We start from the raw sequence: 13576 nt of genomic DNA on the forward strand, positions 1-13576 counted from the left end.
GGTTGCTGTGTCTATGTTGTGCGCGTTTTGATTGTTTTGTAAGTAAGTGATGATGTTATTTCGTAGATTATTTGTTTTATTTGCGGCAATTTGCTCTTTTGCCGTGGCTGCCAAACCGCAGCCAATTTTGATTCAGGGCGCAATGGATATTGAAACCAGTACGTTAGTTTCGGTATTGAAAAAATCCAGTAAGACCATGGTGGGTTCTTGGACCTTTTGGGAAGGGGAGATTGAAGGTTATCCGGTCGTGATTGCGCGTACTGAGGTTGGTATTGCCAATGCGGCTGCATCAACCGCGTTAGCGATTGAGCGCTTTAAGCCAAAGTACATTATTAACCAAGGTACGTCAGGTGGACATGATCCGGCGCTGAAACGAGGTGATATTGTGGTGGGTGAAGCCAGCTTTAATATGGGGGCATACCAATCGGAGTTTACACCTAAAGAGGGTGGGATTCACCCAACCAAATGGGCAAATTTCGCTGTGACGATGCGCCTTCGAGATCACGGTGAACTAGTGGAACATAAGCAGTTTAAAGCGGATGAGAAGCTGGTTGAGTTAGCTTTGTCTCAGGCGAAGGAATATCATCACGGTAAAGTTGTAAAAGGCGTGATTGGTACTGCCGATGAGTGGAACCGCGAAGTTGATAGAATTAACTGGCTCCACAAAACCTATGGGACATCAGTTGAAGAGATGGAAACCTCCTCAGCTGCGTTGGTGGCGAAGGCGCATGAAATCCCATTTGTTGGTATTCGTATTCTGTCCAATACGGATTTGCACAAACAGGATTTTGATCCGCAAACCGCGATAGATTGCCAGGTGTATGTACTGAATGTGGTCAAGGCATTAGCCGCGTTGGAAAAGCAATAGTGAATAAAGGCGCTCTTGAGAGCGCCTTTTTTATCCGTGTTTGGCTTGTTTTAATAAGCTCACCCGAATGCCGTGATGTACAACCCACATTACCATAGCTGTAAGCGTGACGGCGACAAAGATAGAGCTGAAGCGGTATAGAATAGAGAAGAACGCGTCTTTTTGCTCGGGCACCAACGAGGTGGTTAAAGGGACCGCCAGCGCCGACATCGCCGAGAAGGCAATCGCCGCTTTTATTTGGCCTTTTGTTAGCCAGAGACAGAAAGGGCCTGCGGCAATGGTAAAGGCAAGCCAAAATAGAATCCCCTCACTAAACCAACGGCCAAGCAGCAGTTGTATCAACATACCCGCAAGGCAGCCGAGAAATGTACCAATAATGCGGATTTTTGCCATTGCCATGGAACCCGCTAATGTCATGGGCGTAAGTACAATCAAGATTGAAGCCTGCGCAGACAGTGAGTCATACAAGTCTGCTACCTGAAAAAGCAGAAATGCAGCCATCGCAACCACCCAACCCATGGCAACTTGGCTAATGTAGTCGATATCACTTTTAACCGGAGTGCTGGGCTGTTCTTCTACATTCGTTTTTGAAGGCGGCTCAGGGAAGATCCAGTAAGCGAGTGCACAAACACCCACATTCGCCAATACAATTACCCAAAGGTTAACGTTGAACTCTTCAATATCGATAAAATTGTAGCTGGCAAAGTTCAGTACAATCGAGCCAACGAGTAGGCCCATGTAACCAAATAGATAGCTTTGCGGACGCATCATCGCAATGCATTTCAATAGCATCATAATGCCAACAGCAACCGTCATTAGGGTTGGATGAAACTGCAAATACTCCACGATAAAGGTGGCTTGAAGCGTGGTCCAAATTGCAGAAACCACCACCATTATTAGCATTGGCAGATGAAAGTGATCCGCTCGGCTTAAGATGAACAGCGGCATCATGACTGCAAAGAAGCCGTAAGACCAACCGAAGATCATACTCAGTGCCAAACCAAGCGAGCAGCCGAACCAGATTCTCATCGTTCTCATGGTCACACCTTAGTAAATGTAGTGGAACCAGCTTGCCACATGGATTTGTAGCTTAGCGAGCCACTGCCACAATGCACTGTTGTCTGGGTAAAGCACCACGGTGGCGCGGGAGCCAACAAATAAAGCAGGTGGCATGGCTTCTTCCGCGGCAAGGTTCACTCGTGTGCGCTGGGCATCACGTACCCAACGGTTGTTTACTTCCACTTTGGTCAACGCGCCATTTGGTGTTTGCTGCGCTGCTGCCACACCGTAATCTCGGCTTGAAAGTGTAAATGGGTAAACGTTGCCAGGCATGGCATCGAAGGCCACTAACGCATGATAATCTTGGTTTACGTTCGCAACTGACTTTTCTCGAAAGTCTGCGGCGACCCAAAGTGAGCCCGTTGGCACGAAAGTGACTAAAGGCATATTACTGTTTGCCATAGTTCCCACATCCACTTGCAAGTTGGTCACCACACCATCTTTAGGCGCCAACACTTGAGTGTTGCTTAAGTCTAATTGCGCTTTCTCTAAGGTGTTTTTGGCCACCTGAACGGGCGTACTTTGGCCTTTGCCGTTACCAAGTTGCGCTTCAATAACGTTTAAGTTTTGTTTTTCCGCTTTGAGTGCAGCGCGGGTCACTTGATATTGAGCAAGGGCATTATCTAACGCTGACTTTGACGTTAGGTTTTGCTTTGAAAGCTTTTGTTGGCGCTGGTATTCCCGGTGGGCGTTGTTGTAGGTCGCTGATGCACGGGTAATGTTGGCTAAAGCGGCTTCTCTTTGTGCGTATAGCGTCTGTTCTTTCTCGTATGCTGAATCTAGCGAGAGCTCGGCTTGTTTCAGCGCAAGGCGGTATTTACGATCGTCAATTTTGAATAAGACTTCGCCAGCGCTAACGTGTTGGTTATTGCGTACCGCGACGTCAGTCACTTTGCCAGAGACTTCCGGTGCAATTTGCACCACATAGCCTTGAACTCGGCTTTCTGTGGTGAGTGGTGCTTGGCGGTCAGCAATTACAATGTAAGCAAATAGTATTACAAATAGGACAATTAATGTGCGCATCCATAAGCGAAATTTGTGGTCAGCTGTCGGCATAATGTTGAGCTAATTCTTATTGAACAAGGCGAGGATTATAGAGAATGTGTTTGTGTTCGAGTAGAATGCAAGAATGAACATTTGTGAGCTATTTATAGGACAATGAACGCAAGCTACGACGATCTCTACCTCTTCACTCAAACTGTTCTTCATGGCGGGATCAGTGCTGCCGCGACGGCGAACAATATGCAACGTTCTAAAGTGAGCCGCCGCTTACAAGAACTAGAACAGGCGATAGGGTGCCAGCTGTTGATCCGAACCACCAGAACCATTGAGCTGACGGAAAATGGAAAACGTCTGTTTGAGCTGGTAAATCAACCGATAGAGCATATTCAACAAGGCTTGACTATTGTTGAAGAGTATCAAGAAGAGTTGGCAGGAACGGTTAGGCTTGCGATTCCTTCGGCGTTGATGACCTCAAGTGCCTTTAATAGCATCATCTCCGATTATACGGCGCGCTTTCCTGATATTTGTGTTGAAATTGAAAACCATCAAGAGAGCGTAGATCTCAAGCGTCAAGCCTTTGATTTACAGCTACTGCCTAGCGCCGTAAAGGTCACAGACGATAGTTATGTTCAGTTTAGTTTGTTGCATTATCGCAGTCACTTTGTCGCATCCAAGGCTTATCTTCAATCTCACCCCGAAATCACCCAACTTGAAGATTTGGCGCATCATCGGCTGCTGACCAATCGCTATAATGCAGAGCTTATCGCAGATGACATTAAAATCTCGTTAAAGTCTGATGATCTGAATTTATTGCGCTCTATGGCAATTTCTGGCGGTGGTATTGCGCTGCTACCACAAGTGCATTCCAAACCCGCTTTGGAGTCGGGTGATTTGGTGGAGGTGCTGCCTCACGTACAACACCCACAGCAACACCTAACCTTGATTTACCCATCAGCAGTGTTTTTACCACAAAAGGTGCGGGTGTTGATTGACCTCTTCCGAGAGAAGTTCCGATAATTTCACAAAACGTACAATATGACGGGTGTATGCTACTTTCCTCTTTTCGTGTCACCCACAACTAAGGTTGATTCAATGAAACTTACACATCCCTCCTTACTTAAACAGCAGTGTTATGTCGATGGCTTGTGGATTGACAGTGATAACTTAGCGAAAACAGAAGTCCGTAATCCATTTGATGGCAAGTTATTGGGCCACGTACCGAATTTGACTTGCGCGCAGGTTGAACAGGCCATTGTTGGAGCAGAAAAAGCGTTTAGACTGTGGAAGCAGACTCTGGCTGCAGAAAAATCGCTAGTCTTGCAACGCTGGTATCAGTTGATCATGGAAAACGCAGATGATCTGGCCATGATCTTAACTTGCGAGCAGGGCAAACCACTGAAGGAAGCACTGGGTGAAATTCACTATGCCGCGAGTTTTGTTCAGTGGTATGCCGAGGAAGCGAAGCGAGTGTATGGCAAAATCATTCCTTCTCACATCGATGGTGCCAAAGTAATGGTCAACAAAGAGCCTGTCGGTGTGGTCGCTGCCATTACGCCATGGAATTTTCCAGCAGCGATGATCACCCGAAAATGCGCGCCGGCTTTTGCTGCTGGATGCGCGGTGGTCTTAAAGCCAGCGCCAGACACGCCCTTTACGGCATTAGCGCTAGCAGAATTAGCGCATCAAGCAGGATTACCTGCTGGGTTACTGCAAGTAGTGACAGGCGATGCACCACGGATCGGTGAACGGCTTGCTCGTGACAAGCGCATTCGAAAACTCTCCTTTACGGGTTCGACTCGGGTGGGGAAACTGTTGATGGCGCAATGTGCCGACAACATCAAAAAGCTGTCGTTAGAACTTGGCGGTAATGCACCATTTATTGTGTTTGACGATGCAGATCTGACGGCTGCGGTTGATGGTTTACTTGTGGCGAAATTTCGCAATGCGGGTCAAACCTGTGTTTGTGCCAACCGCATTTATGTCCACGATGCGGTTTATGACAAGTTCACCAACTTGCTGGTTGATAAGCTGCGCAAAATGAAGATAGGAAATGGGCTTGAACAGAGCGACTTAGGGCCATTAATCAACCAAGCCGCTGTGAATAAAGTGCAGAGCCATGTTGAAGATGCGTTGCAAAAAGGAGCACAGTTGAGCTCTGGGAAAGCGCACTTTTCGGAAGGGTTACTTGTTGCGCCTATTGTGTTGACGGAAGTGAGTGATGAGATGCTTTGCACAACTGAAGAAACTTTTGGGCCGTTAGCTCCGCTCTACCGTTTTCATGATGAAAAGGAAGTGATAGAGCGGGCTAATCAGACAGAAGTGGGTTTGGCGAGTTATGTTTATACACAAGATCTAGCTCGGGCATTTAGGATGAGTGAAGCGTTGGAATCTGGCATGGTTGGTGTCAACCAAGGGCTGATTTCAACCGCAAGTGCCCCATTTGGTGGTGTTAAAGAAAGCGGGTTAGGGCGTGAAGGTGGCAGCGCAGGAATCGAAGAATACCTAGAGCAAAAATATGTGTTAATGGGTGGGCTAAAGTAACGCGAATTTCAGAACATTATCTATACTTTTAGCATTTACATAAGTTAGGAATAGATAATGGGATTGAAAGCCATTGGTTTGATTGTGTTCTTGTTTATATGCAGCAACGCCTTTGCGAAAGAAAGTGCCATTAAAGTATGTGGGGAGCCGTGGGCTCCCTATTTTTATAGCTTGTCGAGTGATGAAAAACTGGAAGATAAAACGCCACAAGGTGTTAATGTTGACCTGTTTAAAGCGATTTCCGAAATCATCGGTATTGAGTTTGAACCTCAGCTAATCCCTTGGTCTCGATGCCTTAAAAATACCGAAAATTATAAGTCGATTGGGAAGCATGAGGTGGCATCGGATGCCACATTTAACGACAGTCGCGCTGAGCATTACTATTTTGTGGGGCCACTTTATTCCGCGCCATCAAGCCTCTTTTTCTCGTATTCCGAATATCCGAATGGTGTAGTAAACCCGGTGACACAAAAGCTAGTTACATCTATGGATGAACTGAAGCATTTCAAGATTTGCGGGATGCAAGGCTGGAATTATGAAATATATACCTCAGCGTATGGCATTCCTCAGGAAAATATTATCTATTCCACCCACAATAATATCGACAGTTTACTTCAGCTGTTAGCACATGGCCGATGCAATGTATTTGAAACCCAAGCATCTTTAATCGCTGGTGGGCTGGCGACGGGGAAGGTGACTCATTTTGAAGAGGTGGGTTGTCAGAAGTTGGATATGGCACCCGTCAATTTTTACTTAATGGTTTCAAAGCAGTCGCCAAGGGCGGAGAAATTGGTCACATTAATCAATCAGGCGATTATTTCTCTTAAGCAATCAGGACGTCACCAAGAGATTGTTGAAGCGCATATCTCAAGTGTATTAGGCGGGAAGGAGCAATCGTTGATCGCGTGTATGTAACGCGTAAAGTGCGCTAGTGTGTGATTTTAGCTGAGGACTCTTTTAACGGCTCCCACTTTAAAGCGCCGTTGGTTTCGTATTTGTTGGCTTCAGTGCAAATTAAATAGTGCTCACCCACTTGTAAAACGGCGCCGAGTGAGTACGCCTGATCTTGATAGTAACAAACACGCTTGGCAAGCTCACTTCCATCGACGGCAACGATAGGTTTCGATGGTGTCGAAATCACTTTGGCGCTTGTGATACCAGAGAACATCAAAAGCAGTAGTAACCCATATTTCATATTACTTCCTTCTCGTCGCTGCATGCGCCTGCTAGGCCATATTGCCGCTCATATCTTGGTAACATGCTCTCGTTGCCAAGCAATCCTCCCTGATGAATATAGATCAGGGTTTTATCACTGTTTTGCTGATGCCATTGACTTAAACATTGCCACATCATCGGGTCGTACAAGAGTTCAAACTCGATATTGGTCTGTTCAAGCAACGACTGCCAGATCAGATAATCTTCATAATAAAGTTTACCGAAATGATGCTTTTTCTCCAGTTCAAGGATCATTGGGTGAGACGTTTCTCCCAGCTCTTCAAATTGTTGAACCAAATAGTCTTTGCCACCGACACAAGGGCACGTGATCACATCGATGCCGTGGGGGGCAAGGTGCTTGTGTAAATACAGTGCCGTAGTCCCTGTACCTGAAGGTAGGGCAACCACAAATTCCTTACTGCCCTCAAAGCGTGTCCAAGATAGGATCTCCATCGCCAATTGTTTTACCCCATACTCGGCCAGTTGGCATCGTCCCCCTTCAGGAACCACAAGGTATTGCTCTTCAACGTAGTTTGCTTTGATAAAGTCAGAGGGGTGAAGGTGCGCGGTCTCGACGTTATCTTTCATTGCTACAATATTAGCGCCCAGTTCCAAAGCTCCACGATAGTTACCTCGCGGGTTATCTTTTAGCCATGAAGGAATATGGTCAACACAGAAATCAAGTTGCCAGCCTTTAATAGAAGCTAACGCGGCAAGGGAATAGAGAGAGTTGGCCTGTGGGCTACCATAGCCAACCAATGTGGTGACTTGAGGAGAGTCCATTTCTAACAGCTGCATGAACTTACGTGCTTTGTTCCCAGTAAAGTGACTATGTAACTGATCATCACGCTTAAGGTAAAAGTCGATACCATTAAAGTGGTGTTGGGTTATTGGGCTATCGCTCAGTTTCATACTTGATGCTAGTTAGAGATTTAAGGGGCGCTATCTTACCTAAAATAGCGTCCGTTGGGCAGCTTAGAAACGGATGGTAGCGATGCAACCTCGCTGTGGGTGCTCATTAAGCGTGAACTGCCAGCCATATCGAAGACATAGATCTTCAACAATCATCAGTCCAAGTCCATGGCCTTGCGGGTCGGCCTGAGTTACCAAACCGTGCCCATCATCGATCACCGTGAGTTCTTGGGCATTGATGTGCAAATCCACAATACCGTTCTGGGCGGCAGCAACAGCATTTCGTAATAAGTTGCCAATCACCATACTGAGAACCGCTGGAGTTGCGAATAATTTTGGCGCTTGTTCAAAATGCATCACTATTTGAATCCCTTTGTCTTGTGCTTGTGGTGCATTGCTGTCTACGATTGCCTGTATCTCAGAGAGAGAGACGCTTCTCAAAGGTTGCTCACTGACATTTCGCTCATAACGCACGATGGCAAGCAGCGCATCGACCATGGCGATCATATTATCGGTGGAGTCGTTAATCCGTTTAACTTGTCGCGTTTGAAACTCACTGATGTCATCACGCGTAATGAGTTTGGTGGCACCTTTAACAACGGTGAGTGGCGTACGAAGTTCGTGGCTCGCATACCGCGCAAATGCCTGCTCTCGTTTGAGGGCTTGGTTGAGATCTTGGCGATATTGATTGAGGCGCTGAGTCAAGAGTTGAAATTCGTGCGCGGCTTGAGGCTGGATAACAAATGGACTGGATGTATCTGCTGTCTGGGTTTCTAGTTGAGCCGCTAACTCGTTAATGGGTTCGATTAAACGCTTAGATAACCGATACAGCAGCGCACCAAAGATGAACATCAGCAGGACAACAAAGAGAATAACGATACTTGCAGACACCAGCATTTCTTGAACGTGGAATTCCACTTGATCGATTTCCGAGAGTAGGACGATGTCTTTCTTTTGTCCGTTTTCAAAATAATGACCTTTGTAGATCATATGAGATTCAGGGCTCTGGGTGAGTCCTACTTCACCCAAAAATGAATCATGTTTTTGCAGGTATTGATTGTATGGCTCTGGTAGGAGCGATAAATCGTTGTAAGCGTCAGTGAGTGTATCGAGGGAGATTTTACCTTCAGCACCACTAAGGAATGCGTTCACGGCTTCATTGCGGTCAATCAGAATTCGTCGTTCGCCGACCCGATCTTCAGACCATTGCAACGCAAGGAAAAAGATCAGGAAAGCGACTAAGCCGACGACGCAGGAAACACCACCAAAAAAGAGTGCCAATCTACCGGTTAGTGTTTGTGTGCTGCTTAAGAAATTTTTCAGCATCACTTCGCCTCCAAACGGTAACCGACTTTTGGGATCGTCAGTAGCATCGGCTTCGCGAATGGTTTATCCAATTGGTTACGAAGTTGGTAGATATGGCTGCGCAAAACATCATTATTAGGTTCGTATTCTTGCCATAATTTGCTGGCTAACTCTTGTCTTGTCACCACCTCGGGGGCTTTGAAGCAAAGCAGTTCAAGAATGGTGTAAGTGGTAGGGTTAAGAGCTAGGCGTTTATCTAGGCGGTAAGCTTGCCGGGTTTTTTGATCGATACTCAACTCGCCAAACGTGAGTTTGCTGTGTGCCACTTCACCACGATAGCGTCGGATTAAGGCTCGCATGCGTGCTTCCAAAATATCGAGATCAAAAGGTTTGGTCAGGTAATCATCAGCCCCATGAGCGAAGCCACGCAACATATCCTCACGGTTATCGAGTGCCGTTAGCATCAATATAGGGGTGTTGTTTCCTGCTTCTCTTAATCGGTTACAAACCGTTAGGCCATCCATTCTTGGTAACATCAAGTCCAGCAATATCAGATCAAACTGATTATTCATCGCCAACTCAAGGCCAAGTTCACCATTGTCGGCGTAGTCGAGTTCTGTTCCCAAACACTCAAAATAGTCAAACAAGACGCCAGCGATTTCGCGGTTATCTTCGATTAATAGAACGTTATTCATTTTGTATTTCCGTACCTTTAACCCGATATATAGCAACAAACTTAGCGTGAAAATTCCGTGAATAACATTGTTTCTACGTGGGTGTTGCTAAAAAGAGATCATTTCGTAATAGAGCGTACCGAGTACGTTTTTAGATAGAGAGAAGTGGCATATGGGGCTAGTAACAACTGTTTCGACAATCAAATACCCTTCAACAACGTTATCTGTGATCGTGCCGTATTTCAACGAAGCGTCGGTATTGCCGATGTTTCATGCGCGGCTGATGAAAGTATTGGCAACGATTCCAGATACAGCGGAAATTATTTACGTGGACGATGGCAGCAGTGATACCAGTTTAGCCGTGGTGGAGAGCTTCCAAGCGACAGAGTGTGTTATTCGCAGCCTATCTTTAAGCCGAAACTTTGGCAAAGAAGCCGCGATGAGTGCGGGGTTAGAGCATAGTTGTGGTGAGGCTGTGGTCGTGATTGATGCTGATCTACAAGATCCGCCAGAGTGCATCCCCGACATGTTGGCCAAATGGCGTGAAGGATACGACGTGGTCAACATGCAGCGGAGTGAAAGACTAGGGGAGAGCCTATTTAAACGCTTTACGGCAGCCTCGTATTACAAGCTTTTGAACGTGTTAGTTAAAAATCACATTCCTGAAAACGTTGGTGACTTTCGTTTACTCAGCCGAGAAGTCGTTGACCACATCAACCAGTTACCAGAGCGTAATCGATACATGAAGGGGATTTTTGCTTGGCCGGGTTTCAAGCAGACACAGCTTCGTTTCCAACGTGATCCGCGCCATTGCGGAGAAACAAAATGGAATTACGTTAAGTTGATTGGGCTGGCGATGGATGGCATCAGCTCGTTCTCAATTCGCCCTTTGCGTTTGGCTTCCTTTGTTGGGGCTGGCGTTGCGATGTCGGCGTTTGGTTATGGCCTTTATATCTTAAGCAAAACCTTGTTATTTGGTGAGTTGGTTTCGGGTTATCCATCCATGATGATTGTGATGCTAGCCTTAGGCGGCGTCCAGTTGCTCTGTATCGGTTTACTCGGCGAATACATTGGCAGAATTTTTATTGAAACTAAGCAGCGGCCACTGTATTTGCTCCAATCTCTCAAGGAAAAAAGACCTCAACATCAATCTGTTAAAGCGGAGAAGCGAGCATGATGTTGAAGCGAGTTCATCTCTGGAGTGTGTTAGCGACTGTGCTATTGGTTCGGTTGCTAAGTTTGGGCGCGTACCCATTAATGGACACGACGGAAGCGCGTTACGGTGAAATGGCCAGATTGATGGTCGAAACAGGGAATTGGTTAACGCCTCAATTTGATTATGGTGTGCCGTTTTGGGGTAAACCCCCACTGTTTACATGGATGAGTGCTGCGGGTATCGAGTGGTTTGGTGTCAATGAATTTGCGGTTCGAGCCCCTCATTGGCTAGCCGGTGTACTTGTTATTGCATTAATGGCGTATTTTGCTCGGCGTGTTGGTATTGATGCCCTGATGACCGCGGTGATCTTAGCTACTTGTGGTGTTTTCGCGGTGGCTGCGGGAGCTGTGATGACAGACATGGCACTGACGCTTGGGATATCGCTTGCCATGGCTGGCTTTTACCTTTGTTGGCAAGGACGTAAAGCATGGGCATATGTCGGGTTTGTTGGTTTAGCGATTGGCTTGTTAGCAAAAGGCCCTTTAACCATCGTACTGGTTGGTTTAGCTATTTTTCCTTGGTTGCTGCTTCGGTATGGGCCAGTAAAAATGTGGGGGGAGCTTTGGCATCGTATCCCGTTGGTGAGCGGGACCTTGTTAATGCTACTGATCGCGCTTCCTTGGTATTTATTAGCGGAACAAGCAACACCGGGATTTTTGAATTATTTCATCGTAGGTGAACATATCAAACGATTTTTGGTCAGTGGCTGGGAAGGAGATCTGTATGGCAGCGCACACCAACGAGCTCGTGGAACAATTTGGTTGTACTGGCTTTATGCTTCTGCACCTTGGTCGTTCATTTTGCCCGTGGTTCTTTGGTTTAAGCGAAAGCAAATAGTTAGCTGGTGGAATAATGATGGCCTACTGAGCTTCGCGTTATTCTGGATGATGTCTCCACTCATTTTGTTTACGTTCTCTGGAAATATACTCCCTGCTTATGTCTTGCCTAGCGTTCCTGCTCTTGCGCTTATTCTGGCGATGTTTCTTTCTCAGTCTGACAGTCAAAAACTGTGGTTTCAAATCACCACTTGGGTGCTACCTATATTGTTAATGCTTGCGGTTGTATTTATTGAAATTGGCGTATCTGAGCGGAAAAGTGACAAAGCGCTGCTTGCTGAAGCGGATCAAAACATCGCTCTTTTTTATGTGGGTAAGCGTCCGTTTTCCGGCCAGTTTTATTCAAAAGGGCAGGCCAAAGTGTTGCAACAAAGTCGCGAGTTAGAAAAATACCAGCAGGTGCAATTGGTGGGGAATTCTGAGCAAGTTGAAGCCTTGCTTTCATCTCAGAAAATGGATTGTGTTTTAGTGAAAACGGCGGCGAGTCATCGCTCACTCTATCAATGCAGAACACCATGACGTCGCATCGGTTTGTTCGATTCGCAATGGTTGGAGGGGCGGGTTTTGTGGTTGATGCTACGACGTATGCCATTGGGGTTTACGCGTTGGCGCTGCCGATTGAACTCGCGCGCGTCATCGCTTTTGCATTAGCTGCATCCACAACTTGGTTTGGCAACCGATGCTGGACATTTGGTGTTGTGGATCAATCCGTATCTCGGCAATGGTCAAAAAGCGTTATTAGTGCTCTGATGTCATCACTGCCTAATTTAGGTGTCTTTAAGCTGACGTTATTCTTTTTGGGTCAAGATGATTGGGCACTTTGGATTGCCCTTGTTACCGGTGTGTTGGCGGGTATGTTTTTTAATTATGTACTCAGTAGCCGTTGGGTGTTTGTTCCCGCAACTGTACCGCTTAAAGACTCATCAAAAGCTAATTAACCCCGTGGATTGTACATAAAAAAAGCCCAGAACAATCAGGTTCTGGGCGGATACAAAACATAGGAGTTAATAAGAAAAAGCAGCGTAAATTAGTAGTCACAGTAAGGGACAAGTTTGACGGCCTGTAAACTCTTAATGCTCTGCTAACTACACTTATTCAGACCGAGATAGTGTAAAACAGTTCCCTTTTTTGAATAAAAAAAATCAATTTTTTAATTTTCTTTTATTTTTCATAGATCTAGTGGTTATCGTTATTACCTGGTCGGACCAATAACTAAAAGTGTGATGTTAATTGGTTGTTAATTAAATGTGCTGGTTGTATATTTTCAAACAGTTGTTTAATACGAGTGATTGAAATGGCACGAAACGGGACCAAAGAAAAGATTCTTGATGTTGCGGAAGCTCTGTTTGCTGAACATGGCTTTAATGACACGTCGCTGCGAACCATCACGAGTAAAGCTGGGGTTAATCTTGCCTCGGTTAATTACCATTTCGGTGACAAGAAGACGCTCGTTAGGGCGGTGCTAAATCGTTACTTGGAAGCATTTATGCCAGCCGTGCAAGATGCTTTGATCACCTTAAATCTCAATAACAGTTACACCATGGCAGAAGTGTTTGAATCGCTTCGCGCACCGCTGCGCGCACTTAATGATGTGCGTCCAAACGGCACCAGTCGATTTATGCTGTTGATTGGGCGGGGGTATACCGATGTTCAAGGGCATTTACGCTGGTTTATTACGACCCGTTATCAAGATGCGTTGTCACTTTTTACTGAATCGGTGATGAAAGCAAACCCCAATTTAACGCAAGAAACGTTGTTTTGGCGCTTGCACTTCACTCTCGGAACTTGTGTTTTCACCATGGCTTCCAGTCAGGCTCTGGTTGAAATTGCGGAAAATGATTTTGGAAAACAGATGGATGCAAAAGCTGTCGTTGACCAACTTATTCCATTTTTAGCAGCAGGCGTCGCTGCGGAATAAATCAAAACAACAAGGTTGAACCTTGGTATT

General features: G+C 46.0%; 14 protein-coding genes. 8 read left to right on the forward strand and 6 right to left on the reverse strand.

The annotated features are described in order from the left end of the window. Positions 1 to 49 precede the first annotated feature (49 nt). Positions 50 to 868, forward strand: coding sequence for a 5'-methylthioadenosine/S-adenosylhomocysteine nucleosidase (locus ACQEXU_RS00645; protein WP_427009266.1), 819 nt, complete (start codon positions 50 to 52; stop codon positions 866 to 868). A gap of 30 nt (positions 869 to 898) precedes the next feature. Here the strand turns inward: ACQEXU_RS00645 and ACQEXU_RS00650 are convergent, their stop codons facing one another. Continuing rightward, positions 899 to 1906, reverse strand: coding sequence for a DUF2955 domain-containing protein (locus tag ACQEXU_RS00650; RefSeq protein ID WP_427009267.1), 1008 nt, complete (start codon positions 1904 to 1906; stop codon positions 899 to 901). 9 nt (positions 1907 to 1915) lie between these two features. After that, positions 1916 to 2983, reverse strand: a complete 1068-nt coding sequence (locus ACQEXU_RS00655; protein WP_427009268.1) for an HlyD family secretion protein — start codon at positions 2981 to 2983, stop codon at positions 1916 to 1918. A 102-nt stretch (positions 2984 to 3085) separates the two neighbouring features. Between ACQEXU_RS00655 and ACQEXU_RS00660 the strand changes: the two genes are divergently transcribed. The 3 genes from ACQEXU_RS00660 to ACQEXU_RS00670 all read left to right on the forward strand — a co-directional run bounded on the left by ACQEXU_RS00660 (position 3086) and on the right by ACQEXU_RS00670 (position 6385). Then, positions 3086 to 3946, forward strand: coding sequence for a LysR family transcriptional regulator (locus tag ACQEXU_RS00660; RefSeq protein WP_427009269.1), 861 nt, complete (start codon positions 3086 to 3088; stop codon positions 3944 to 3946). A gap of 75 nt (positions 3947 to 4021) precedes the next feature. Continuing rightward, on the forward strand, positions 4022 to 5470 hold the full coding sequence (locus tag ACQEXU_RS00665) for an NAD-dependent succinate-semialdehyde dehydrogenase (protein WP_427009270.1): 1449 nt from the start codon (positions 4022 to 4024) through the stop codon (positions 5468 to 5470). Positions 5471 to 5527: 57 nt separating this feature from the next. Beyond that, positions 5528 to 6385: a substrate-binding periplasmic protein gene (locus ACQEXU_RS00670; RefSeq protein WP_427009271.1), complete on the forward strand. Its 858-nt coding sequence runs from the start codon at positions 5528 to 5530 to the stop codon at positions 6383 to 6385. 13 nt (positions 6386 to 6398) lie between these two features. Here ACQEXU_RS00670 and ACQEXU_RS00675 read toward each other — a convergent pair whose 3' ends face one another. The 4 genes from ACQEXU_RS00675 to ACQEXU_RS00690 all read right to left on the reverse strand — a co-directional run bounded on the left by ACQEXU_RS00675 (position 6399) and on the right by ACQEXU_RS00690 (position 9597). After that, positions 6399 to 6665: a DUF1496 domain-containing protein gene (locus ACQEXU_RS00675; protein ID WP_367986808.1), complete on the reverse strand. Its 267-nt coding sequence runs from the start codon at positions 6663 to 6665 to the stop codon at positions 6399 to 6401. Beyond that, a complete protein-coding gene (locus ACQEXU_RS00680) occupies positions 6662 to 7597 on the reverse strand; it encodes a 1-aminocyclopropane-1-carboxylate deaminase/D-cysteine desulfhydrase (protein ID WP_427009272.1) in 936 nt (311 codons plus the stop codon). The genes ACQEXU_RS00675 and ACQEXU_RS00680 overlap by 4 nt, the downstream gene beginning before the upstream one ends. Positions 7598 to 7660: 63 nt before the next feature. Then, entirely contained in the window at positions 7661 to 8923 is a 1263-nt protein-coding gene (locus ACQEXU_RS00685; RefSeq protein WP_367986806.1) for a sensor histidine kinase, read from the reverse strand. Continuing rightward, the gene (locus ACQEXU_RS00690) at positions 8923 to 9597 is read right to left on the reverse strand and encodes a response regulator transcription factor (protein ID WP_367986805.1); all 675 of its coding nucleotides are present in this window, start codon (positions 9595 to 9597) and stop codon (positions 8923 to 8925) included. Before ACQEXU_RS00690 ends, ACQEXU_RS00685 begins: the two co-directional genes overlap by 1 nt. 151 nt (positions 9598 to 9748) lie before the next feature. Here ACQEXU_RS00690 and ACQEXU_RS00695 point away from each other — a divergent pair, with 151 nt between their 5' ends. The 4 genes from ACQEXU_RS00695 to ACQEXU_RS00710 all read left to right on the forward strand — a co-directional run bounded on the left by ACQEXU_RS00695 (position 9749) and on the right by ACQEXU_RS00710 (position 13546). Then, positions 9749 to 10753, forward strand: a complete 1005-nt coding sequence (locus tag ACQEXU_RS00695; RefSeq protein WP_367986804.1) for a glycosyltransferase — start codon at positions 9749 to 9751, stop codon at positions 10751 to 10753. After that, positions 10750 to 12147: an ArnT family glycosyltransferase gene (locus tag ACQEXU_RS00700; protein WP_427009273.1), complete on the forward strand. Its 1398-nt coding sequence runs from the start codon at positions 10750 to 10752 to the stop codon at positions 12145 to 12147. Before ACQEXU_RS00695 ends, ACQEXU_RS00700 begins: the two co-directional genes overlap by 4 nt. Beyond that, on the forward strand, positions 12144 to 12566 hold the full coding sequence (locus ACQEXU_RS00705) for a GtrA family protein (RefSeq protein WP_427009274.1): 423 nt from the start codon (positions 12144 to 12146) through the stop codon (positions 12564 to 12566). The genes ACQEXU_RS00700 and ACQEXU_RS00705 overlap by 4 nt, the downstream gene beginning before the upstream one ends. Positions 12567 to 12922: 356 nt before the next feature. Then, entirely contained in the window at positions 12923 to 13546 is a 624-nt protein-coding gene (locus tag ACQEXU_RS00710; RefSeq protein ID WP_367986801.1) for a TetR/AcrR family transcriptional regulator, read from the forward strand. Positions 13547 to 13576: the final 30 nt, after the last annotated feature.

The organism is Vibrio sp. TRT 21S02 (genome assembly GCF_050113675.1).
Taxonomy (GTDB): Bacteria; Pseudomonadota; Gammaproteobacteria; order Enterobacterales; family Vibrionaceae; genus Vibrio.

Coding starts and splice junctions, on each gene's coding strand:
- ACQEXU_RS00645 (WP_427009266.1), top strand. CDS start 50: ATGATGTTATTTCGTAGATTATTTGTTTTATTTGCGGCAATTTGCTCT.
- ACQEXU_RS00650 (WP_427009267.1), bottom strand. CDS start 1,906: ATGAGAACGATGAGAATCTGGTTCGGCTGCTCGCTTGGTTTGGCACTG.
- ACQEXU_RS00655 (WP_427009268.1), bottom strand. CDS start 2,983: ATGCCGACAGCTGACCACAAATTTCGCTTATGGATGCGCACATTAATT.
- ACQEXU_RS00660 (WP_427009269.1), top strand. CDS start 3,086: ATGAACGCAAGCTACGACGATCTCTACCTCTTCACTCAAACTGTTCTT.
- ACQEXU_RS00665 (WP_427009270.1), top strand. CDS start 4,022: ATGAAACTTACACATCCCTCCTTACTTAAACAGCAGTGTTATGTCGAT.
- ACQEXU_RS00670 (WP_427009271.1), top strand. CDS start 5,528: ATGGGATTGAAAGCCATTGGTTTGATTGTGTTCTTGTTTATATGCAGC.
- ACQEXU_RS00675 (WP_367986808.1), bottom strand. CDS start 6,665: ATGAAATATGGGTTACTACTGCTTTTGATGTTCTCTGGTATCACAAGC.
- ACQEXU_RS00680 (WP_427009272.1), bottom strand. CDS start 7,597: ATGAAACTGAGCGATAGCCCAATAACCCAACACCACTTTAATGGTATC.
- ACQEXU_RS00685 (WP_367986806.1), bottom strand. CDS start 8,923: ATGCTGAAAAATTTCTTAAGCAGCACACAAACACTAACCGGTAGATTG.
- ACQEXU_RS00690 (WP_367986805.1), bottom strand. CDS start 9,597: ATGAATAACGTTCTATTAATCGAAGATAACCGCGAAATCGCTGGCGTC.
- ACQEXU_RS00695 (WP_367986804.1), top strand. CDS start 9,749: ATGGGGCTAGTAACAACTGTTTCGACAATCAAATACCCTTCAACAACG.
- ACQEXU_RS00700 (WP_427009273.1), top strand. CDS start 10,750: ATGATGTTGAAGCGAGTTCATCTCTGGAGTGTGTTAGCGACTGTGCTA.
- ACQEXU_RS00705 (WP_427009274.1), top strand. CDS start 12,144: ATGACGTCGCATCGGTTTGTTCGATTCGCAATGGTTGGAGGGGCGGGT.
- ACQEXU_RS00710 (WP_367986801.1), top strand. CDS start 12,923: ATGGCACGAAACGGGACCAAAGAAAAGATTCTTGATGTTGCGGAAGCT.